This is a genomic window from Delftia sp. JD2 (assembly GCF_001682645.1).
Taxonomy (GTDB): domain Bacteria; phylum Pseudomonadota; class Gammaproteobacteria; order Burkholderiales; family Burkholderiaceae_C; genus Comamonas; species Comamonas acidovorans.
In genome coordinates this window covers 210,748-231,006 of record NZ_LFJT01000001.1, presented here as the reverse complement: position 1 = coordinate 231,006, position 20,259 = coordinate 210,748, and the positions used below count along the sequence as shown (strand labels likewise).

19 protein-coding genes are annotated in these 20,259 nt (G+C 67.1%); 9 read left to right on the top strand and 10 right to left on the bottom strand.

Going from position 1 to position 20,259, the window contains the following annotated elements:
- The first annotated feature begins 51 nt into the window (after positions 1-51).
- From ACM14_RS01025 to ACM14_RS01015, 3 genes are all read left to right on the top strand, one after another.
- Positions 52-2,361, top strand: a complete 2,310-nt coding sequence (locus ACM14_RS01025) for an NADP-dependent malic enzyme (RefSeq protein WP_012207827.1) — start codon at positions 52-54, stop codon at positions 2,359-2,361.
- A 309-nt stretch (positions 2,362-2,670) separates the two neighbouring features.
- A complete protein-coding gene (locus ACM14_RS01020; RefSeq protein WP_065345005.1) occupies positions 2,671-3,090 on the top strand; it encodes a ribonuclease domain-containing protein in 420 nt (139 codons plus the stop codon).
- 149 nt (positions 3,091-3,239) lie between these two features.
- Positions 3,240-3,665: a barstar family protein gene (locus tag ACM14_RS01015; RefSeq protein WP_013804792.1), complete on the top strand. Its 426-nt coding sequence runs from the start codon at positions 3,240-3,242 to the stop codon at positions 3,663-3,665.
- Between the two features lie 80 nt (positions 3,666-3,745).
- Here the strand turns inward: ACM14_RS01015 and rsmA are convergent, their stop codons facing one another.
- The 3 genes from rsmA to ACM14_RS01000 all read right to left on the bottom strand — a co-directional run bounded on the left by rsmA (position 3,746) and on the right by ACM14_RS01000 (position 8,494).
- Positions 3,746-4,513, bottom strand: a complete 768-nt coding sequence (gene rsmA / locus ACM14_RS01010; protein ID WP_043783066.1) for a 16S rRNA (adenine(1518)-N(6)/adenine(1519)-N(6))-dimethyltransferase RsmA — start codon at positions 4,511-4,513, stop codon at positions 3,746-3,748.
- 76 nt (positions 4,514-4,589) lie between these two features.
- Positions 4,590-6,017: a peptidylprolyl isomerase gene (locus ACM14_RS01005; protein WP_013804794.1), complete on the bottom strand. Its 1,428-nt coding sequence runs from the start codon at positions 6,015-6,017 to the stop codon at positions 4,590-4,592.
- 41 nt (positions 6,018-6,058) lie between these two features.
- Positions 6,059-8,494 (bottom strand): LPS-assembly protein LptD, encoded by a 2,436-nt coding sequence (locus ACM14_RS01000; protein WP_099735025.1) that lies wholly within the window; start codon positions 8,492-8,494, stop codon positions 6,059-6,061.
- Positions 8,495-8,586: 92 nt separating this feature from the next.
- Here ACM14_RS01000 and ACM14_RS00995 point away from each other — a divergent pair, with 92 nt between their 5' ends.
- Both ACM14_RS00995 and ACM14_RS00990 read left to right on the top strand, forming a co-directional pair.
- Complete coding sequence (locus ACM14_RS00995; protein WP_065345003.1) at positions 8,587-9,684, top strand: aminoglycoside phosphotransferase family protein; 1,098 nt, start codon at positions 8,587-8,589, stop codon at positions 9,682-9,684.
- A gap of 13 nt (positions 9,685-9,697) precedes the next feature.
- The gene (locus tag ACM14_RS00990) at positions 9,698-10,450 is read left to right on the top strand and encodes a 16S rRNA (uracil(1498)-N(3))-methyltransferase (protein WP_013804797.1); all 753 of its coding nucleotides are present in this window, start codon (positions 9,698-9,700) and stop codon (positions 10,448-10,450) included.
- Here the strand turns inward: ACM14_RS00990 and ACM14_RS00985 are convergent.
- Complete coding sequence (locus tag ACM14_RS00985) at positions 10,437-11,321, bottom strand: alpha/beta hydrolase (protein WP_065345002.1); 885 nt, start codon at positions 11,319-11,321, stop codon at positions 10,437-10,439. The genes ACM14_RS00990 and ACM14_RS00985 overlap by 14 nt on opposite strands.
- On the bottom strand, positions 11,321-12,829 hold the full coding sequence (locus ACM14_RS00980) for a M20 family metallopeptidase (RefSeq protein WP_065345001.1): 1,509 nt from the start codon (positions 12,827-12,829) through the stop codon (positions 11,321-11,323). Before ACM14_RS00980 ends, ACM14_RS00985 begins: the two co-directional genes overlap by 1 nt.
- Positions 12,830-12,840: 11 nt before the next feature.
- On the opposite strand from ACM14_RS00980, the gene ACM14_RS00975 reads away from it, so the two are divergent.
- Positions 12,841-13,338: a MerR family transcriptional regulator gene (locus ACM14_RS00975; RefSeq protein WP_254661979.1), complete on the top strand. Its 498-nt coding sequence runs from the start codon at positions 12,841-12,843 to the stop codon at positions 13,336-13,338.
- 50 nt (positions 13,339-13,388) lie between these two features.
- Entirely contained in the window at positions 13,389-14,039 is a 651-nt protein-coding gene (locus ACM14_RS00970; protein WP_065345000.1) for an NAD(P)H-dependent oxidoreductase, read from the top strand.
- Here the strand turns inward: ACM14_RS00970 and ACM14_RS00965 are convergent.
- The 4 genes from ACM14_RS00965 to ACM14_RS00950 all read right to left on the bottom strand — a co-directional run bounded on the left by ACM14_RS00965 (position 14,023) and on the right by ACM14_RS00950 (position 17,673).
- A complete protein-coding gene (locus ACM14_RS00965; RefSeq protein WP_065344999.1) occupies positions 14,023-15,186 on the bottom strand; it encodes a glycerophosphodiester phosphodiesterase in 1,164 nt (387 codons plus the stop codon). The two genes, ACM14_RS00970 and ACM14_RS00965, sit on opposite strands and share 17 nt — an antisense overlap.
- Before the next feature lie 72 nt (positions 15,187-15,258).
- The gene (gene metW, locus ACM14_RS00960; protein ID WP_012207840.1) at positions 15,259-15,843 is read right to left on the bottom strand and encodes a methionine biosynthesis protein MetW; all 585 of its coding nucleotides are present in this window, start codon (positions 15,841-15,843) and stop codon (positions 15,259-15,261) included.
- The gene (locus ACM14_RS00955; RefSeq protein ID WP_065345029.1) at positions 15,840-16,988 is read right to left on the bottom strand and encodes a homoserine O-acetyltransferase; all 1,149 of its coding nucleotides are present in this window, start codon (positions 16,986-16,988) and stop codon (positions 15,840-15,842) included. Before ACM14_RS00955 ends, metW begins: the two co-directional genes overlap by 4 nt.
- A gap of 106 nt (positions 16,989-17,094) precedes the next feature.
- Positions 17,095-17,673 carry a TMEM165/GDT1 family protein gene (locus tag ACM14_RS00950; RefSeq protein WP_034397481.1) on the bottom strand — a complete coding sequence of 193 codons (579 nt, stop codon included), beginning with the start codon at positions 17,671-17,673 and terminating at the stop codon, positions 17,095-17,097.
- A 493-nt stretch (positions 17,674-18,166) separates the two neighbouring features.
- Between ACM14_RS00950 and ACM14_RS00945 the strand changes: the two genes are divergently transcribed.
- The gene (locus ACM14_RS00945; protein WP_012207843.1) at positions 18,167-18,541 is read left to right on the top strand and encodes an RNA-binding protein; all 375 of its coding nucleotides are present in this window, start codon (positions 18,167-18,169) and stop codon (positions 18,539-18,541) included.
- A 255-nt stretch (positions 18,542-18,796) separates the two neighbouring features.
- Positions 18,797-19,333, top strand: a complete 537-nt coding sequence (locus ACM14_RS00940; RefSeq protein ID WP_065344998.1) for an RNA-binding protein — start codon at positions 18,797-18,799, stop codon at positions 19,331-19,333.
- A gap of 104 nt (positions 19,334-19,437) precedes the next feature.
- On the opposite strand, the gene ACM14_RS00935 is transcribed toward ACM14_RS00940, so the two are convergent.
- Complete coding sequence (locus ACM14_RS00935; RefSeq protein WP_065344997.1) at positions 19,438-20,238, bottom strand: SDR family oxidoreductase; 801 nt, start codon at positions 20,236-20,238, stop codon at positions 19,438-19,440.
- Between the last annotated feature and the right edge of the window lie 21 nt (positions 20,239-20,259).

Sequence of the window (20,259 nt, the reverse complement as noted above, 5' to 3'; positions counted from 1 at the left end):
ACGCGGGCTGATCCGCGCGTGCGTTGGCCATGCCTTCGCTGGAGACGCTTGATGTCCGACAACACGGCCCCGACCCCTTCCGATAAACGTGCCCAGCTGCGCCGTGCCGCACTCGAATACCACGAGTTTCCCAAGCCCGGCAAGTTGACCATCGTGCCGACCAAGCCCATGGCCAACCAGCATGACCTGGCCCTGGCCTACTCGCCCGGCGTGGCAGCGCCCTGCGAAGAGATCGTCAAGGACCCGGCCGCCGCCTTCAAGTACACGGCGCGCGGCAACCTGGTGGCCGTGATCTCCAACGGCACCGCCGTGCTGGGCCTGGGCGACATCGGCGCCCTGGCCTCCAAGCCGGTGATGGAAGGCAAGGCCGTCCTGTTCAAGAAGTTCGCGGGCGTGGACGTCTTCGACATCGAGATCAACGAGAAGGACCCGCAAAAGCTGGTCGATGTGATCGCCGCGCTGGAGCCCACCTTCGGCGCCATCAACCTGGAAGACATCAAGGCACCCGAGTGCTTCTTCGTGGAGCGCGAGTTGCGCCGCCGCCTGAAGATCCCCGTCTTCCACGATGACCAGCACGGCACGGCCATCACCGTGGCAGCGGCCATGGTCAACGCGCTCAAGGTGGCCGGCAAGAAGATCGAGGAGGTCCGTCTCGTGGCCTCGGGCGCGGGCGCCGCTGCCTTGGCCTGCCTGAACCTGCTGCTCAAGGTCGGCCTGCGCCGCGAGAACGTGTTCGTCACCGACCTGGCCGGCGTGGTCTACGAGGGCCGCACCGAGCTGATGGACGAGGACAAGGCCCAGTTCGCGCGCGCCACCGAGCTGCGCACGCTGGGCCAGGTCATTGAAGGCGCCGACGTCTTCCTGGGCCTGTCGGCTGGCGGCGTGCTCAAGCAGGACATGGTGGTCAAGATGGCCGCGCGTCCGGTGATCTTCGCGCTGGCCAACCCCAACCCCGAAATCATCCCCGAAGACGTGAAGGCCGTGCGCAGCGACGCCATCATCGCCACGGGCCGCTCGGACTACCCCAACCAGGTCAACAACGTCCTGTGCTTCCCGTACATCTTCCGGGGTGCCCTGGACTGCGGCGCGACCACCATCACCACCGAGATGGAAATCGCCACCGTCCACGCCATCGCCGAGCTGGCCCAGGCCGAGCAAAGCGAGGAAGTGGCGGCCGCCTACGTGGGCGAGCAGCTGACTTTCGGCCCTGAGTACCTGATCCCCAAGCCCTTCGATCCGCGCCTGATGATGAAGATCGCATCGGCCGTGGCCCAGGCTGCCGCCGAGTGCGGCGTGGCCCAGCGCCCGATCCAGGACATGGATGCCTACCGCGCCCACCTGCAGACCTTCGTCTACGCCTCGGGCACCATGATGAAGCCGCTGTTCGCCGCGGCCAAGAAGGCCGCCAAGAAGCGCGTGGCCTACGCCGAGGGCGAGGAAGAGCGCATCCTGCGCGCCACGCAGATCGTGGTGGACGAGCGCATTGCGCGCCCCACGCTGATCGGCCGCCCGGCCATCATTGCCCAGCGCATCGAGAAATTCGGCCTGCGCCTGAAGGAAGGCACGGACTACGACGTGGTCAACGTCGAGCACGACGAGCGCTACCGCGACTTCTGGCAGACCTACCACCGCATGACCGAGCGCAAGGGCATCACCGTGCCCATCGCCCGGATCGAGATGCGCCGCCGCCTGACCCTGATCGGCTCCATGCTGCTGCACAAGGGCGAAGTCGATGGCCTGATCACCGGCACCTGGGGCCAGACATCGCACCACCTGCAGTATGTGGACCAGGTGATCGGCCGCCGCGCCGGCGTGCAGACCTATGCCTGCATGAACGGCCTGCTGCTGCCCGACCGCCAGGTCTTCCTGGTGGACACCCACGTCAACTACGACCCCACGGCCGAGCAGCTGGCCGAGATCACCATCATGGCCGCCGAGGAAATGATGCGTTTCGGCGTCAAGCCCAAGGCCGCCCTGCTGTCGCACTCCAACTACGGCTCCAGCAACCAGCCCAGCGCCGTCAAGATGCGCCAGACCCTGGAGCTGCTGCGCGAGCAGGCCCCGTGGCTGGAAGTGGACGGCGAGATGCACGGCGACGTGGCCCTGGACGGCAAGGCCCGCGCCCAGCTCATGCCCAACAGCACGCTGCTGGGCAACGCCAACCTGCTGGTCATGCCCAACATCGACGCGGCCAACATCAGCTACAACCTGCTCAAGCAGGCCGCTGGCGGCGGCATTGCCATCGGCCCCGTGCTGCTGGGCGCCGCCCGTCCCGTGCACATCCTCACTCCGAGCACGACGGTGCGCCGCATCGTCAACATGACGGCGCTGACGGTGGCGGACGCTAACGCTAATCGGTAAGCACCCCTGAGCGGCTTCGCCGCTTCCCCCTCTCTCGCTTCGCGGGAGGGGGACGACACCCTCGCTGCGGGGCGGCCCTTGCTCGGTGTCCCTCGTTTTGGCCGCGCGCGCTTTTTTTGACAACGGGCGGCATCTGCATTGAATAGCAGGCAACTCAGGCGCAGAGTTGCCTTCTCACTGTTCAATCCCCAGACATTTCCTTGGTCAAGCTGCCTGTTTTTTGGGCAGAACTTGCATTTTGAGGGGTGTTCCGTCACACTAGCGGGTCGAGATTTCAGGGCTTCCCTGGATTTCTGAAAGGTGTAGTTGATGCTGAAGGCAGCCGCCGCCAAGGCGTACCAGTCCGGTCTAGCGCTCATCGTCGGGGCCGCCTTTGTGCTGTCGCCCTCGCTCGCTGATGCGCGCCGCTCGGCGCCCGAGAGCGTGGAGACGACAGCGGCCGTGGCCACCGTCTCCCTATCCGAGTTGCCGCGCGAAGGCCGTTCCACGTATACGCTGATCCTGCGCGGCGGGCCTTTTGCCCACGACAAGGACGGCACGGTGTTCGGCAACCGCGAGCGCATCCTGCCGCGCCAGTCGCGCGGCTATTACCGTGAGTACACGGTGCGCACGCCCGGTTCGCGTGACCGTGGAGCCCGCCGCATCGTCTGCGGCGGAGAGCCCCAGCAGCCCGATGCCTGCTACTACACCAGCGACCACTACAGCAGCTTTCGCAAGATCATCGAATGACCTCGACCCAGTCTCTACAGCCAGTTCGACCCTCCGTGTCCGACGCAGTGCGCTGGCAGGGGTCTGCATTTCATCCACAGCCCAGGGATGCCGAAGGCCATGAGCCCGTCCCCGCAGGCCACATCCACGTTAGAGAAAGAGCCACGGAGATGGATGCACCACTTCGTAAGATCCCCGACACCCCTTTGCGGAACGTGCGCGCCAACATCGTGCAGTCGATCCGCGCCTACAGGGTGGAGGATCTGCAACAGGCGGCCGAGACGCTGGGGTGCCATTTTCTGTATGCCAACCTGGCCCATGCGCAGACCAAGGCCGATATCCTGGAACTGCTGGCCACGCAGTTCTTCTTCCCCGCGCATTTCGGCAAGAACTTCGACGCGCTCTACGACTGCCTGACCGACCCCATCCACAAGGCCGGCCCGCAGCCGGGCTTCGTGCTCGTGCTCGACCAGATCCCGACCACGCCCAAGTTCGACAAGGAAGTGCGCGAGCAGCTGCTGGACAGCTTCCGCGACGCGGCCGAGTACTGGGCCGAGCGCAAGATTCCGTTCCGCTGCTTCTACTCGTTCCTGTAAGCGCAGGACATTGATGGCCCAGAGCCCACAGCGCCCAATCGGGTGCTGTGGGCTCTGCAGTCGCTGGGCGCCGCCTGTGCCTAGGCGCGCGTGAACCGGGCGGCGAGTGCCTCGTATTCGGACACCGGCACTTCCTCGGCGCGGCGCTGCAGGTCGAATTCCCCGTCAAAGCCCTTGGCTTCCAGCCAGCGTCCCAGCGTGTTGCGCAGGATCTTGCGCCGCTGGCTGAAGGCCACCTGCACCATCTCCTCCAGCAGCTTCGCGTCCAGGGCCGCCGGCGACTCGCGCGGGACCATGCGCACGACGGCGCTGTCCACCTTGGGCGGCGGATTGAAGCTCTCGGGCGGCACGTACAGCACGCTCTCCATCGCATAGCGCCACTGCAGCATGACCGTCAGCCGCCCATAGGCGGCCGTGGAGGGCGACGCCACCATGCGGTCGATGACCTCCTTTTGCAGCATGAAATGCTGGTCCTCGACCACGTCCACCTGCTCGAGCAGATGAAAGAGGATGGGGCTGGAGATGTTGTAGGGCAGGTTGCCCGCAATGCGCAGCTTGGGCACGCCCAGGCGCGCGGCAATGGCACGGAAGTCCACCTTGAGCACGTCGGACTCGACCACGTCGAGCTGCTCGTGCAGGCGCAGGCGCACGGCCAGGTCGCGGTCCAGCTCGATCACGGTGAGCCGGCCCAGGCGTTCGACCAGGGGCTGGGTCAGGGCCATCAGGCCCGGCCCGATCTCGACCATGGACTGGCCCGGCCGGGGGTCGATGGCGCTCACGATGCCGTCGATGATGCCGTCATCGGTCAGGAAGTTCTGGCCGAAGCGTTTGCGAGGAATGTGTTTCATAGAAAAAGCAAGGCGGTGCGCCATGGCACCGCCTTCCATTGTGGACTGCCGCAGCCACAGCTGCTCGGGGGGTGTCTTATTGCGGAGGCTCGCGGTACTCGACGTAGGCGCGGCCACGCAGCTCCTGGAGCCAGGTCTGGTAGTCGGTTTCGAGCTTGCGCTCGCGCACCACGTTGCGAACCATGTCGCGCTGCTCGCGGGGCGTCAGCGCAGCCTGGCGGCGCTCGATGAGCTGGATCAGGTGCACACCGAAGCGCGAGACCAGCGGGTCGCTGACCTGGCCGGGCTGCAGCGCATTGAGCACCTGCTCGAACTCGGGCACGAACTGGCCGGGCGAGGCCCAGCCCAGGTCGCCGCCGTTGCGCGCGCTGCCGTCCTGCGAGAACTCGCGGGCCAGCGATTCGAAGCTGGCCTGGCCGCTGTCCACGCGGCGCTTGTAGTCGGCCAGGCGCTTGGCGGCATCGGCCTCGGTCATCTGGTCGCCAATGCGCAGCAGGATGTGGCGCGCATGGTTTTGCGTGACCACGGACGGCATGCCGGCCTGCGACTTCTCCAGTACCTTGAGCACGTGAAAGCCCGCGCCCGAACGGAAGGGGCCGACGATGCCGCCCTGCGCCGTCTGGCCCACGGCCTTGGTGAACAGCTCGGGATAGCGGTCCAGCGGGCGCATGCCCATGGCGCCGCCGCCCTGGCCGTCGGGCACATCGGAGAACTCCTTGACCACGGCCAGGAAGTCGCCTTGCGTGCGGGCGGCCTCGGCGGCCTGCTTGGCGCGGGCCTCGCGCTCGGCCACTTCGGCGGGGCTGGCGTTCTCGGGCACGGAAATCAGGATGTGGCCCAGGTTCACGGCGGCCGGTGCCTTGTCGGCACCGCCGCTGCGCTGCTCAGCCAGGTAGCGATCGATGTCGGCATCGGTGACGCGCACGCGGCCGTCCACATCGCGCTCGCGCAGACGTTGCAGCGTGATCTGGCGGCGCAGCTCTTCGCGGAACTGCTTTTCGTTCACGCCTTCGGCCCGCAGGCGGGACTGCAGGCCAGCCTTGTCCAGGCCGTTTTGCCGCGCCACATTGGTCAGCGCCTGGTCCACGGCGTAGTCATCCACGCGCAGGCCCGTGTCCTTGGCTTCCTGCAGCTGGGCCTTTTCGACGATCAGGCGCTCCAGCACCTCGCGGGCCAGCAGCGCCTCGGGCGGCATCTGGCCGCCCTGCTCGGCAATGTTCTGCGCCACGCGCGCCATGCGGGCACGCACTTCGTTGTTGGTCACCGGCTCGGAGTTGACCACGGCGACGATGTAATCGGCCGAGCGCACGCCTGCCTTGGCGCCGCGATCGCGCGACGAGGGCAGGTTGGTGGCGTCCAGCGCACGCGAGACGGAGGCATCGCCGGCCTGGGGCGCCCTGGACTGGCCCGGAACACGCAGGCCTTGCGCCTGGGCTGTGGTGGCCAGCAAGGCCAGCGCCACAGCGGCAGCTGCGCAGCAATGGGTCTGGGAAAGAAAACGCATGGGAGAGATGCCTTGCAAAAAGCGTGTTTGGAGCGTTGGCTCTAATCGTAGTTGGTGAAGCGGCTGGGAGGCGTCACGGACTCGCGCAGGTACTGGTAGCGCGGCACATTCTGCTTGAGGCTGCGCTGCGGGTCTGCACCCAGGCTCAGCCGCGAGAAGCCGACGAACTCAATCTGGAACAGCAGCCGGGTGTTGGACTGGGTGATGGAGCTTTGCAGGCGCTCCAGCACCACGCGGCCAATCCAGCAGCAGCCGTCGTACTCCAGCCCGACCACGGTATCGACGAGCTTGCGGTCCTTCAGGCTGTAGTTCAGCCGGCCCACCGTGTACCAGCGCCCGCCGCCCTGGCCACGGCCGGCACCCAGGTCGCGCCCCTTGTCGCCCCACAGGTCGTTGATGGGCCATTGCCAGCCCACGTCGACCAGCTTGCTGGCGTCGGTACGCGCCACGGTGTCGTACTGGGTACGGTAGGCCACGTTCACCGTGCGGTAGGAACTGGGGCTGTAGCGCGCGCCAAAGGTGGTACGCACCGAGCGGTTGAGGTCGCGGTTGTACTGGGTCGTGCCTTCGGTGGACCAGGCATCGGTCCAGTTGATGGCCGCACCCAGCAGCACGTCGGACAGGCGGCTGGTGGCCGGCACCTCGCCGGGCAGGATGACCTTCTGGTCGGAGAAACGCACGCGCTGCGCAATGCCGAAGCGCGCCTTTTCCGCACCCGTGGCCCCGTCGATCAGGCGCGTGGTCGCGCCCAGGGTCAGCAGGTGGTTGTCGGCAATGCGGTCCTGGCCGTTGTAGTCGTTCTCGGAGTAGATGCTCGCGAAGTTGAAGTCGTTGCGCGCCGTGTCATACAGCGGCAGAAAGCTCTGGTCGCGGTAGGGCGTGTAGGTGTAGAAGGCGCGCGGCTCGAAGGTCTGCAGCAGCTGGCGGCCGAACAGCGTGGTGTCGCGCTCGAACACCAGGCCGCTGTCCACGCTGACCGTGGGCAGCGTGCGCGAGGCATTGCGGCTGCCGTTGCTCATCAGGCTGTCCACCTGGTAGTTGCTGGTGTGCAACTGGATCCTGGGCGTGATGAAGGCGCCCGGCGACAGGAAGGGGCGGCTCACCTGGGCCAGCATGTAGCTGCGCTGGCCGTTGTTGTAGGTCATGCCGGCCAGGGGCTTGTCGATCTCGAAGCGCGTGGTGTCGGCCACAAAGCTGAAGTCCAGGCCGTGCGGCAGGTCCAGCGGCGTGTAGCGCCATTGCAGCTGCGGCTTCATGCCGTAGGGCGGGGCAATGGGCGCCGATGCATCCTGCATGGTCTGCCAGTACAGGGTGCGCAGGGTCAGCACATTGTCGCCACGCGCCCAGGACAGGTTCACATCGTTGGGCAGCAGGCGCTCGCGCAGCGTTTTGGCGGCCAGCGGGAAGTCGCGCCAGTAGTTGTCGTCGCTGACGCGGTTGAGGTTCATGTTCAACCCCAGGCCACCGATGGGCGAGTCGATGACGCCCCGGTGCTGCAGCGAGTAGGCCCAGCGGTCCCGGTCACGCTGGCGGTCGCCGGGCATGTAGGCCGCATAGGCCTCGCCCGAATAGGTCGGCTCCAGGTAGCGGAACTGGGCGCCCAGGTTGACGCCGCGCTTGCTCATGACCGAGGGATACAGGGTCATGTCGCGGTTGGGCGCAAGGTTCCAGTAGTAGGGCTGCGTGTATTCGATGCCGCTGAGCTTGTCCAGGCCCATGGTGGGAGGCAGCAGGCCCGACTTGCGCTTGTCCGACAGCGGAAAGCTCATGCGCGGCACGGGCAGCACGGTCACGCCCTTGAACTGCAGGGCCGCGCCCTCGGCCACGCCCACTTCCTCGGCCATATCGATGTGCAGGGTCCGGGCGCGCAGCATCCAGGCCGGCTCCCAGCTGGCCTCGTCGTCGCGCTGGCAGGTGGTGTAGGTGGCGTCGTGGACCACGGCATGGTCGCGGTCGATGAAGTCCACGCGCGAGGATTTGCCGTAGGCGCCATTGGCCAGGAAGCGATATCCGGCGTTGTCGAAAAAGCCCTTGAAGGCATCGACCTCCAGGTCCAGCTGCGAGCCCTCGTAGACATTGCCGGCCTGGTTGATGTGCACCGCGCCCGAGGCATTGACGCGGTCGTCGGGCACCTGGTATTCGAGCCGGTCGGCGCGGATCATGGTGTCGCCACGGCGCAGTTCGGCATTGCCCTCGACCACCGAGTTGATGTCCGGCTGGCCGCTGAGCGCGTCACCGCGCACATAGACGGGCTGCTGGGAGCGCACCGCCTCGGGATAGGTTTCCTGCATCAGCGTGCTGGGGCGCAGCGGGCGGACTTGCTGCAGCCGGCCTTCGTCGGCTGCAGCGGGCTGGGCCTGGGCCATGGTGGAGCCACCGGCCCATGCGAGAGCCACAAGCCAGGCCAGCGGGCGTACAGCGGGGCGCGCGGGCGCGCGGGCAGCCAGCGGATCGGGGAGCGGCGGTCGGAGGTACACGGTGGTCAACAGCGGCGGGTGGACAAAGGCGCAAGCCTAGCATCACCGCCGGGCATTCGCCGGGGTGGCGGTTTGTAGAATCGCGATTATCCATGAGCCATCCAAACACCCCCACGGCCGGCGTTGTCTGGGCCGACCCCGCCCGCCACGCCGCCTTCGACGCCTGGCTGGCCCCGCTGTCCGCCCGCCACGCGCTGCGCCCCGAAACCCTGCGCCCTGCCTCGGCCGATGCCAGCTTTCGCCGCTATCTGCGCCTGAACACCAGCGCGGGCGCCAGCCTCATCGTCATGGATGCCCCGCCGGACAAGGAAGATTGCGCGCCCTTCGCCAAGGTGCAGGCGCTGATGGCCTCGGCCGGGCTGGCCGTGCCGCAGATCCTGGACTGGGATGCGGCGCACGGCTTCATGCTGCTGTCCGACCTGGGCGGCCACACCGTCATCGAGGCGCTGGACCCGGAAAAGCCCCAGGACGCGGAAGCCTGGTACCGCTCGGCGCTGGAGGTGCTGCTGGCCTGGCAAACCGCCTCGCGCCCCGACGTACTGCCCGCCTATGACGACGCCCTGCTGCGCCGCGAGCTGCAACTGTTCCCCGACTGGTACATCGCGCGCCACCGCGAGACCGTGCTCGACGACAGGCAGCAGGCCACGCTGGCCAAGGCCTTCGACCAGATCGTGGCCCACAACCTGGCGGCACCCAGCGTCTTCGTGCACCGCGACTTCATGACGCGCAATCTCATGCAGCCCGTGACCGCCAGCGGCCCGCTGGGCGTGCTGGACTTTCAGGATGCGGTCTATGGCCCGGTGACCTATGACATCGCCAGCCTGCTGCGCGATGCCTTCATCAGCTGGGAAGAGGACTTTGTCATCGACATTACCGTGCGTTACTGGGAGAAGGCGCGCAAGTCGGGATTGATCGGCGCGCGCAGCCAAAGCGGCTGGGGCGACGATTTCGGCGAGTTCTACCGGGGCGTGGAGTGGATGGGCCTGCAGCGCCACCTCAAGGTGGCCGGCATCTTCGCGCGGCTGACGCTGCGCGACGGCAAGCCCCGCTACCTGGCCGACGCGCCGCGCTTCATCCACTACATCCGCTCCACCTGCAGCCGCTACCGCGAGCTGACGCCGCTGCTGCGCCTGGTGGACCAGATCGAAAACATCCAGCCCCAGGTCGGCTGGGCCTACGGGCGCGTCTGAGAACGGATACGCCATGCCACGCTTTCACTGCCCCATTGCGCTGCGCAGCGGCGCCGACATCGACCTGCCGCCCGGCGCGGCGCGCCATGTACAGGTGCTGCGCCTGCAGCCCGGCGACGGCATCACCCTCTTCGAAGGCCGCGCCGGCGAAGGCTTCAGCGGCGGCGAGTTCGAGGCCACCGTGCTGCGCATGGGCCGCAGCGACGTGGCCGTGCGCATAGGCGCGCACCACGCCGTGGAACGCGAGCCCCTGCGCCCCGTGCACCTGCTGGCCGGCATCACGGCCAACGAACGCATGGACTGGCTGGTGGAGAAGGCCGCCGAGCTGGGCGCCGCCAGCATCACCCCGCTGGTGGCCGAGCGCAGCGTGCTCAAGCTCAAGGGCGAGCGCGCCGAGAAAAAACTCGCCCACTGGCAGGCCGTGGCCGTATCGGCCTGCGAGCAGTGCACGCGCAACCGCGTTCCCCCGCTGCACACCCCGGCAGACCTGGAGGACTGGCTGGAGGGCGGTGCGAAACAGCTGCCGCCCGGCACGCTGCGCCTGCTGCTGTCGCTGGGCGAGGGCACGCGGCCGCTGGGTGAGATCCTGGATGCAACGGCCGAGGATGCACCCGTGGTCTTTCTCTCCGGCCCCGAGGGCGGCCTGTCGCCTGCCGAGGAGGCCCTGGCCCGCGCCCAGGGCTTTGTGCCCGTCACGCTGGGGCCACGCGTGCTGCGCGCGGAAACCGCGCCCCTGGCCGCGCTGGCGGCGCTCACGCTGGCCTGAAGCGGCCCAGCCAGTCGCGCAGCCGCGCGAACACGGGCGCGGCGAAGTCATCGCGCTCGTTGAACAGCTCGTGGTAGGCGCCGTCAAAGCGCTGCGCCTGTACCACGGCTGGCGGCGCGCGGTCGGCAAAGGCCTGGCTGCCGGCCGGCGCCACCAGCCTGTCGTCCCCCGCCCACATCAGCAGGCTGGGAACGCTCCACTGCCCCGCGCGGGCCAGCACCTGCGGACCGCCCTGCGCCAGAAACCGCGCCAGCCGTGCGCTGATGCGGTCATGGCACAACGGATCGGCGCGGTAGGCATCGCAGACCGCCGCGTCATGCGAGAGATAGGGAATCTGCAGGCCGTTGGACACGCGCAGGTCGGGCACCAGGCGCGGCAGCGTGCCCACGAGCAGCTTCTGGATGGGCGACAAACCCACGTCGAGGGCCGGCGAAGACAGCACCAGCGCATCGACAGGCCGGATGGCACGCGCCACGAACAGCGCAGCCACCAGGCCGCCCAGGCTGTGGCCCAGCAGCACCAGCGGCTGGCCAGCGGGCTGCTGGGCACGCGTGGCATCGACCACGGCCGCAAGGTCATCCAGCAGCCGGCCATCGGCCGTCAAGCCGCCGCGCGGCCCTGCCGAGCGCCCATGGCCGTATTGGTCGTAGCCGCGCACCGCATAGCCCCAGGCATTGAGGCGCCGGGCCAGCGCCTCATAGCGGCCGATGTGCTCGCCCAGGCCGTGCACCAGCAGCACGGTGGCGCGCGCCTGGCCCCCGTCCACGGGCCAGTCGCACAGTGACAGCTCGGCGCCGTCGCTGGACGCAAGGCGCGTGACCTGGCCTTGCGAGGCAGGTGCGGGAACGGGTGCGGGGGCCGGCGCTGCCATCACGCCACGCCAGCAGCGCCCGCCTTGGCGGCTGCCTGCGCCCCGGCCATGGCGGCGATCACCTGGGCCACGGCGGCCGTGAGCTTCTTGGCATAGGGCACGTGCAGGAATTCATTGGGACCGTGGGCATTGCTCTTGGGACCGAGCACGCCGCAGACCATCATCTGGGCCTTGGGAAAGCCCTGGCTGAGCATGTTCATCAGCGGAATCGTGCCGCCCTGGCCGATATAGCCGCAGGAGGCGCCGAAATGCGCCTGGCTTGCCGCGTTGAGCGCGTCCTCGAACCAGCCGTCCATGGCCGGCGCATTCCAGCCGCTGGCGCCCGACAGGCCCTGCCAGGTCACACGGGCCTGGTAGGGCGCGTTGTCCTCCAGCAGCGCCTTCATTTCCTGCACGCAGGCAGCGGCATCGACCAGGGGCGGCAGGCGCAGGCTGAGCTTGAAGGCGGTATAGGGGCGCAGCACGTTGCCGGCGTCCTGCAGCGCGGGCAGGCCCTCGGCGCCGGTCACGCTCAACGTGGGCTCCCAGGTGCGCTTGACCAGGGCCTGGACCGGGTCGGTGGTGGTGGGCAGGGCGAACAGCGTGGAGCCGCCGCAGTCGTAGTGCGCCCAGGGGAAGCGGGCATAGGTCTCCTCGCCCAGGATGGCCGCCGTGTCGCGCATCTGCGCCATGCGCTCGGCCGGCACCTCGCAGTGGAAGCTGGCAGGCAGCAGGCGCCCGGTCTTGCTGTCCTCCAGCCGGTCCAGCACCTGGCGCAGGATGCGGAAGGACGACGGCACGACGCCCGAGGCATCGCCCGAGTGCACGCCCTCGGTGAGGATTTCCACCTTCAGCGTGCCGCTGGCCATGCCGCGCAGGCTGGTGGTCAGCCACAGCTGGTCGTAGTTGCCGGCGCCGCTGTCCAGGCAGATCACCAGGCCCACATCGCCCAGGCGCGGACGCAGGGCATCGACATAGGGCAACAGGTCGCGCGAGCCGCTTTCCTCGCAGGTCTCGATCAGGCCCAGGATGCGCGGGTGCGGCACGCCCTGGCGCTTGAGCTCCTGCACGGCCGCGATGCTGGCGTAGACCGCATAGCCGTCGTCGGCGCCGCCACGGCCATAGAGCTTGCCGTTCTCGTACTTGGGCGTCCACGGGCCCAGGTCGCTGCGCCAGCCGTCGAACTCTGGCTGCTTGTCCAGATGGCCGTACATCAGCACCGTGGGGCTGGAGGCCGCCTTGTCCTGCGTGCCTTCCACCTCGAAGAACAGCACCGGCGTGCGGCCGGGCTGGCGCACGATCTCCAGCGTCAGGCCGGCCACCTTCTGCGCCAGCACCCAGTCGGCCGCATTGCGCAGCACGGTCTCCAGGTGGCCCTGCTGCTCCCAGTCGGGCGCGAACATGGGCGACTTGGCGGGAATGGCGATGTACTCGGTCAGCGCCGGGACGATGCGCTCGTCCCAGGAGCGGCTGATCTGGTCAAGCGCGGCTGCGGGCTGCAGCAGCTGCGAAGGGGTGCGTGCGTTCATGGCGGGTCCTCGTGTCATGGGTCGGCGCACCGTTCGAGCGAAGCCAGCGCCGCGATCCGGTCATTGTGCGCCAAGGCGGCACGGACCCCGGACACCCCGCCGCCAACGACTACGATCGCGCCATGTATATCGGAGAACTCGCCCGACGCGCCGGCTGCTCGCCCAAGGCCGTCCGGCTGTATGAATCACGGGGCCTGCTCGGCGCCGTGGCACGGGCAGGCAGCTACCGCATCTATGGCGAGCAGGACCTGGTGCTTGTGCAGCGCATACGCCAGGCGCTGGGACTGGGCTTTCGGCTGGACGAGCTGCACGGCCTGCACCGCATCCATGAGGCCACAAGCTGGGAAGCCCTGGCCCGGCTGCTGCGCGAGCGCAGCACCCAGGTTCAGGCAGAAATCCGGCGCCTTCAGGCACAGCAGTCCCAGTTGGCGGCGCTGGAGCGCGAACTGCTCGAATGCAGCCTGGAGACGGCAGGTGCCCACGGCGCCTGCGAACCCGCATTGGCCTGAGCCCGGGCCTGAGCACGGGGCTTGACCCTGCCCCAAGGGGCAAGGCGAACATGGGCGCCATGTCTCCAAGCACCTCCCACCCCCCTGCCGATACGCATCCCCAGCGCATCCTGATCATCCTCGGCCACCCGTCGGCCAGCAGCCTGTGCGCAGGCCTGGCCGACGCCTACGCACAGGGCGCACGCGACAGCGGCGCCGAGATACGCCTGCTGCGCCTGGGCGAACTGGACTTCGACCCGCTGCTGCATGCCGGCTACCGCCAGGACCAGCCCCTGGAGCCTGACCTGCAGCGGGCCCAGGCCGACATCCTGTGGGCCAGCCACCTGGCATGGGCCTATCCCACCTGGTGGGGCGGCCTGCCGGCCTTGCTCAAGGGCTTCATCGACCGCATCTTTCTGCCGGGCTTCGCCTTCAAGTACCGCAAGGGCTCGATGCTGTGGGACCGGCTGCTGGCCGGCCGCACGGCCGACCTGCTGGTGAGCATGGATTCACCGCCCTGGTACTACCGCTGGGTGGCGCACATGCCGGGCCACCACCAGATGCGCCGCGCCATCCTGGAATTCAGCGGCATCCGGCCCGTGCGCATACACAGCTTCGGCCCCGTGCTCGGCGCCGAGGCCGCCCGTGTGCAGCAGTGGCTGGAGCAGGCGCAGGCAGCAGGCCGGCGCGCGGCGGCGCGCCGTCTCAAGGCTTCGGTTTGAGCAGGTCATCGATGGCCGCGCGCCCCACCGACGGATCGTCGGTGAAGATGCCATCGATGCCCGTGCGCAGAAAATCGTCCATGTCGGCGCGCGCATTGCCGCGCCGGGTGCCGTCCTGTGCGGGCGGCGATTTCAGGCTCAGGGGCAGGAAGGCGTTCTCGGGCCGCAGCGTCCAGGGATGGACCAGCAGCCCCGCACGGTGGGCATCGGCCACCAGTGCCGTGGGCGCCGCATTGGCGCCCTGCACCACGGGGATCACCATGCTCTTGCTCGGCCCGATGCCGTTGGCATAGCGCGCAATCTCGGCCAGGCCTGCGGGCGTGACCATGTCGGCATAGCCAGGGCCCGTGCCGCGTGCCACGCTGTCATAGGGCTTGCCCTTGGGCGCCAGCAATTGCACCAGGCGCAGGCTGCTGCGCGCACGGATCCAGCGCAGGTTCTCGACCTCGAAGGACTGCACGAACACCGGCGCCTGCGCATGGTTCCAGCCGTTGTCCGCAAGCAGCTTCAGCAGCACGGGCTCCAGCGGCAGGCCGATGGACTGGAAGTAGCTCGGGTGCTTGGTCTCGGGATAGATGCCTATGGTGCGGTTCGTGCGCGCGCTCTCCGCCTTTGCCAGGTCGATGACCTCCTGCAGCGTGGGCACCTCGAAACGGTCGTTGAACTGCACATTCGCCGGGCGGATCGCCGGGATGCGTTCACGCGCACGCAGCGTCTTCAGCTCGGCCAGCGTGAAATCCTCCACGAACCAGCCCGTGATCGCCTGCCCGTCGATGGTTTTGGTGGTCTTGCGCGCCGCGAACTCGGGGCGGTCGGCCACATTGGTGGTGGCCTCCTTGAGGCTGCCGTCGGCCGCGAGGATGGCGATGGCGTTCTCATGCCGCGCCACCAGCACGCCATCGCGCGTGATGACCAGGTCGGGCTCGATGAAGTCGGCGCCCGCGCGTATGGCCTCCCGGTAGGCCTCCAGCGTGTGCTCTGGCCGCAGTGCCGATGCGCCGCGGTGCGCGATCAGCGCGGGCCGGGGAGGCCAGTCCGCGGCCTGCGATGGGGAATTGGCGGCCTGCGGCGTGGCGCAGCCTGCCAGCAGCAGGCCGGCGGCTGCGCCGGCCAGGGCCAGCGCGCGGCGGCGTGGGAAGCGGTTCATGTCTGCCTTTCGGGTTCGCAATCCGTCGATTGTGCGCGCCACCCATGACACGGGCATGGACCGGACCGCCGCTCAGGCGTGCTCGAAATGGAAGACGGCCGTGCCCGCCATGAGATTGGGCAGGGTGCGCACGCTGCGGCCATCCTGCAGGCCGAAGGAGTCCAGGATGCGCAGCCGGTTCCGGGTGGCCAGCACCTCGAAGTCCTTGTAGGTGCCCACGCGGATATTGGGCGTGTCATACCACTGGTAGGGCAGGCGTCGCGTCACCGGCATGCGCCCGCGCAGCACGGACAGGCGGTTGGGCCAGTGCGCGAAGTTGGGGAAGGCGACGATGCCCGCGCGCCCTATGCGCGCCGTCTCCTGCAGCATGGTCTCGGCATTGCGCAGGTGCTGCAGCGTGTCGATCTGCAGCACCACGTCGAAGCTGTTGTCCTGGAAGATGGCCAGGCCGTCCTCCAGGTTCAGCTGCAGCACGTTCACGCCCCGGCGCACGCAGGCCAGCACATTGGCGTCGTCCAGCTCCACGCCGTAGCCGGTGCAGCCGCGCTCGCGCTGCAGGTGCGACAGCAGGGCGCCGTCGCCGCAGCCCAGGTCGAGCACGCGCGAGCCCTTGGGGATCAGGCGCGCAATCGCCTGCATGGTGTTCAGCTCGGTCATGCGGCCTCCTTGGCGGCTGTCGTGGTTTCCTGGGCGATGTTGTCAAAGTAGGAGCGCATCACCTTCATGTAACGGGGGTCGTCGAGCAGGAAGGCGTCATGGCCGTGGGGCGCGTCGATCTCGGCGTAGCTGACGTCGCGGTTGTTCTCCAGCAGCGACTTGACCAGCTCGCGGCTGCGCGCGGGGGCAAAGCGCCAGTCGGTGGTGAAGCTCACCAGCAGGAAGCCGGCCTTGGCCACGGACAGCGCCCGGGTCAGGTCGCCGCCATGCTCGCGCGCCGGGTCGAAATAATCGAGCGCACGCGTGATCAGCAGGTAGGTGTTGGCGTCGAAGTAGCTGCTGAACTTCTCGCCCTGGTAGCGCAGGTAGCTCTCGATCTGGAACTCCACGTCCTGCGTGCTGTACTTCAGGTCCAGCCCCTCCCTCAGCTGGCGGCCGAACTTCTGGTTCATCACATCGTCGCTGAGGTAGGTGATGTGGCCGATCATGCGGGCGATGCGCAGGCCCCGCGCCGGCACCACGCCGTGCTCGTAGAAATGCCCGCCGTGGAAATCCGGGTCGGTGACGATGGCGCGGCGCGCCACCTCGTTGAAGGCGATGTTCTCGGCATTGAGGTTGGGCGCGCTGGCCACGACCACGGCGTGGCGCATGCGGTCAGGATGGCGCAGCGACCACGACAGCGCCTGCATGCCGCCCAGGCTGCCGCCCAGCACGGCGGCCAGCTGGCCAATGCCCAGCCGGTCCAGCAGCCGGGCCTGGGCGTCCACCCAGTCCTCCACCGTGACCACGGGGAAGTCGGCGCCATAGATCTTGCCGGTGTCGGGATGCGCGTGCATGGGGCCGGTCGAGCCGAAGCACGAGCCCAGGTTGTTCACGCCGATCACGAAGAACCGGTTCGTATCCACGGGCTTGCCCGGGCCGATCATGTTGTCCCACCAGCCCTCGCTCTTGGCCTGGCCCTCGTAGACGCCTGCCACATGGTGGGAGGCATTGAGCGCATGGCAGACCAGCACCGCGTTGCTGCGATCGGCATTGAGCTGTCCGTAGGTCTCGTAGGCGAGGTCGTAGTCCCGGATCGAGCCGCCGCCCTGCAGCGGCAGGGGCTCGTCGAAGTGCATGGTTTGTGGTGTGGCGATGAAGGACATGAAAAAACCCGGCATCGCTAAAAACGAGGCCGGGTTCTCTGGTGTCGTCTTTAGCAGGATTTATAAAGCGCCCGCAAGCAGAAGCAAATCGGCGCATGAAGGCTCATTATGCCAAAACACCCGTCCCCGGAAGGAACAGAGCCAGCACGCCCAGCACCAGGAAGATCACGGCCGACACCACATGCACCAGGCGTATGGGCACGCGCTTGACCAGCTTGTCGCCCAGCCACACCACAGGCGCGTTGGCCAGCATCATGCCCAGCGTGGTGCCGGCCACCACCCACAGGTAGGCGTTGTACTTGGCCGCCAGCATCACGGTGGCAATCTGCGTCTTGTCGCCCATCTCGGCCAGGAAGAAAGCCACCAGCGTGGTGCCGAAGACGCCCCAGCGCGAATGCCCGGAGACCTCGTCCTCGTCGAGCTTGTCGGGGATCAGCATCCAGATCGCCATGGCGATGAAGGACAGGCCCAGGATCCAGCGCATGGCGTTTTCGCCCAGGTAGCTGGTGATCCAGGCACCCACGGCACCGGCCAGCGCATGGTTGACCAGCGTGGCCACGAAAATGCCCGCAACGATGGGCCAGGGTTTGCGAAAACGCGCGGCGAGCACCAGCGACAGCAGCTGGGTCTTGTCCCCCATCTCGGCAAGTGCGACGACGGAGGTTGAAATCAGGAAGGCTTCCATGGTGTGGGGATTTATCCGGCCGGATAGAGCACGCATTGACCACGCTCCGACTCCGGCCTTTGGATCGGTGCGCGGTCAATGGTCTCGATCGGTCACACGCAGCATTGCACTGCGCGCCGCATACGCCATAGGCCAGCGAAGGCCCAAGTTTGTTGACGCATGCATCCGGCTACTGAGCCGAACGATCTACTCCCCAAAGACTGAGGCGGCGATCATAGCAGCCCCCCGATCCGCATGCCGACCACCACTGCCGCCACGGCACTTGCTTATGCGCTGCCGCAATTTCAGGGTTACTCCCAGGGGCATTCTGTGGCGGGCACGACGAATTTTTGCGAAACAGTAATAACGTGCGAAAACTTCTGCCACATAATGGGCAGGCTTTCGTTCGGGCTTCGGCTCAATGAGGGCGAGTGCGTTTGCGTCTCTAACGTTGTCATCCCGTGTTGACTCCCTAGGGCTCCATCGCGTTTTCCAGTTTTTTCAGGAGTCCTCCATGGGCAACAAGCTTTACGTCGGCAACCTGCCGTACACCTTCCGTGACAGCGATCTGGAGCAAGCCTTCAGCGAATTCGGCGCCGTCAACAGCGCCAAAGTGATGATGGAGCGCGACACCGGCCGTTCCAAGGGTTTCGGCTTCGTCGAAATGGGCAGCGATGCCGAAGCACAAGCTGCTATCCAAGGCCTGCACGGCCAAAACCGCGGCGGCCGTGACCTGGTGGTCAACGAAGCCCGTCCGATGGAGCCCCGCGCTCCCCGTAGCGGCGGCTTCGGCGGCGGCTTTGGTGGTGGCGGCGGTGGCGGCGGCTTCGGCGGCGGCAACCGTGACGGCGGCTACGGCGGTGGCGGCGGCCGTCGCAACAGCTACTAAGCACTCGCTTAGAGCTTGCGTTAGCAAAAAAATGGGGCCTTCGGGCCCCTTTTTTGTTGCCAAACGTTATCAGCTTGTGTTTTCGAGCATTTATCTTTTTGATTTTTGTGCTTCATAATTTGGTTTCGGGCAGACCCGTTCGAACGCTATGTGTTTAGGAAGGTTGGACAGGCTCTTGTATACAAAGAACCTGATGTCTGTGCGTCCTGAAGCCGAGCGCAAACCAGTGAGCATTGAGGAGTTGAGGAGTTTTTGATGGGCAATAAGCTTTACGTCGGCAACCTTCCCTATGGTGTGCGTGACAACGACTTGGAGCAGGCATTCAGCCAGTTCGGCGCTGTCACCAGCGCCCGGGTCATGATGGAACGCGACACAGGCCGCTCCAAGGGATTCGGGTTTGTCGAAATGGGCAGCGATGCCGAGGCACAGGCAGCCGTTCAAGGCATGAATGGCCAGCCATTGGGCGGACGCAGCCTCGTGGTGAACGAAGCGCGCCCCATGGAGCCCCGTCCCCCGCGCTCGGGCGGCTTTGGTGGCGGCGGCGGCGGTGGTGGCGGCTATGGCCGTGGTGATGGCGGCGGCGGTGGCTACGGTGGCGGTGGCCGCGGTGATGGCGGTGGCTACGGACGCAGCGATGGCGGCGGCGGTGGTGGCTATGGCCGTGGTGACGGCGGTGGTGGCGGCGGCTACGGCGGCCGTGGCGATGGTGGTTTCCGCAGCCCCTATGGCTCCGGCCCCCGCAATGGCGGCCGTGGCGGCGGCTGGGGAAACAACAATAACAACGGAGAATGAGACCCCGGTCTCCATGTTCTCCCAAACAAGAAAAGGCTCCTTCAGGGAGCCTTTTTTGCGGGTGCAAGTTTATGCATGAACATATTCCCTGAGCACGACGAACTTCAGGGATTTTTCGAATGACGATGTTTGCGCTTTCGTCCTACAAGCAGCCGATCAAACAAGGGGTTTGGCAGAATTTTCATCAAACGGCCAACCCACGCCATTTGCGAGGGGATGATGGCCAGGCTGCGCCCGGCATCAATGGAACGCCAGGCCCTTGCAGCAAACTCATGGGGCTGCAATAGGAATGGCATGCCATAGCGGTTACCGCGTGTGAGGGGTGTATCTACATAACCAGGAAGCAATGTAGTGACTTTTACGCCACTACTGCGCAATTCACCGCGAAGGCTTTCGCAATAGGCAATGACTGCAGCCTTGCTGGCGCAATAAGCACCATGTCCCGGCAGGCCGCGCAGCCCGGCCACGCTGGCGATACCGACCAACTGCCCGCTGCCACGCCGCACCATGGGCGCGATAAAGGGATGGAAACTGGCCGCCACGCCCATGGTGTTGACGGCCAGCACCTGCTGCATGGTGTCGATATCCTCGCGCATCGAGGTGTCCACACCCCAGCTGACGCCGGCATTGGCAATCACGACATCGGGCAGGCCCTGCTGCTGCTCACAGCGCCGGGCGGCAGCGATGATGCTGTCGGGCACGGCCACATCGGCCTCGTAGATGGCGAAGCGCGACGCCTCCAGGCCCTGCTGCGCAGCCCATTGCGCCATCACGTCGCCACGCCGCGCAACCAGTGCCAGCGACCAGCCTTGCTGGTAGGCATGCCAGGCCAGGGCCTGGCCTATGCCGCTGGATGCGCCGGTGATGAAGGCCAGGGGTGCCGGGCTGCGCGAGGATGTCGTCATGGCTTGTTCTCCATCGGCAGG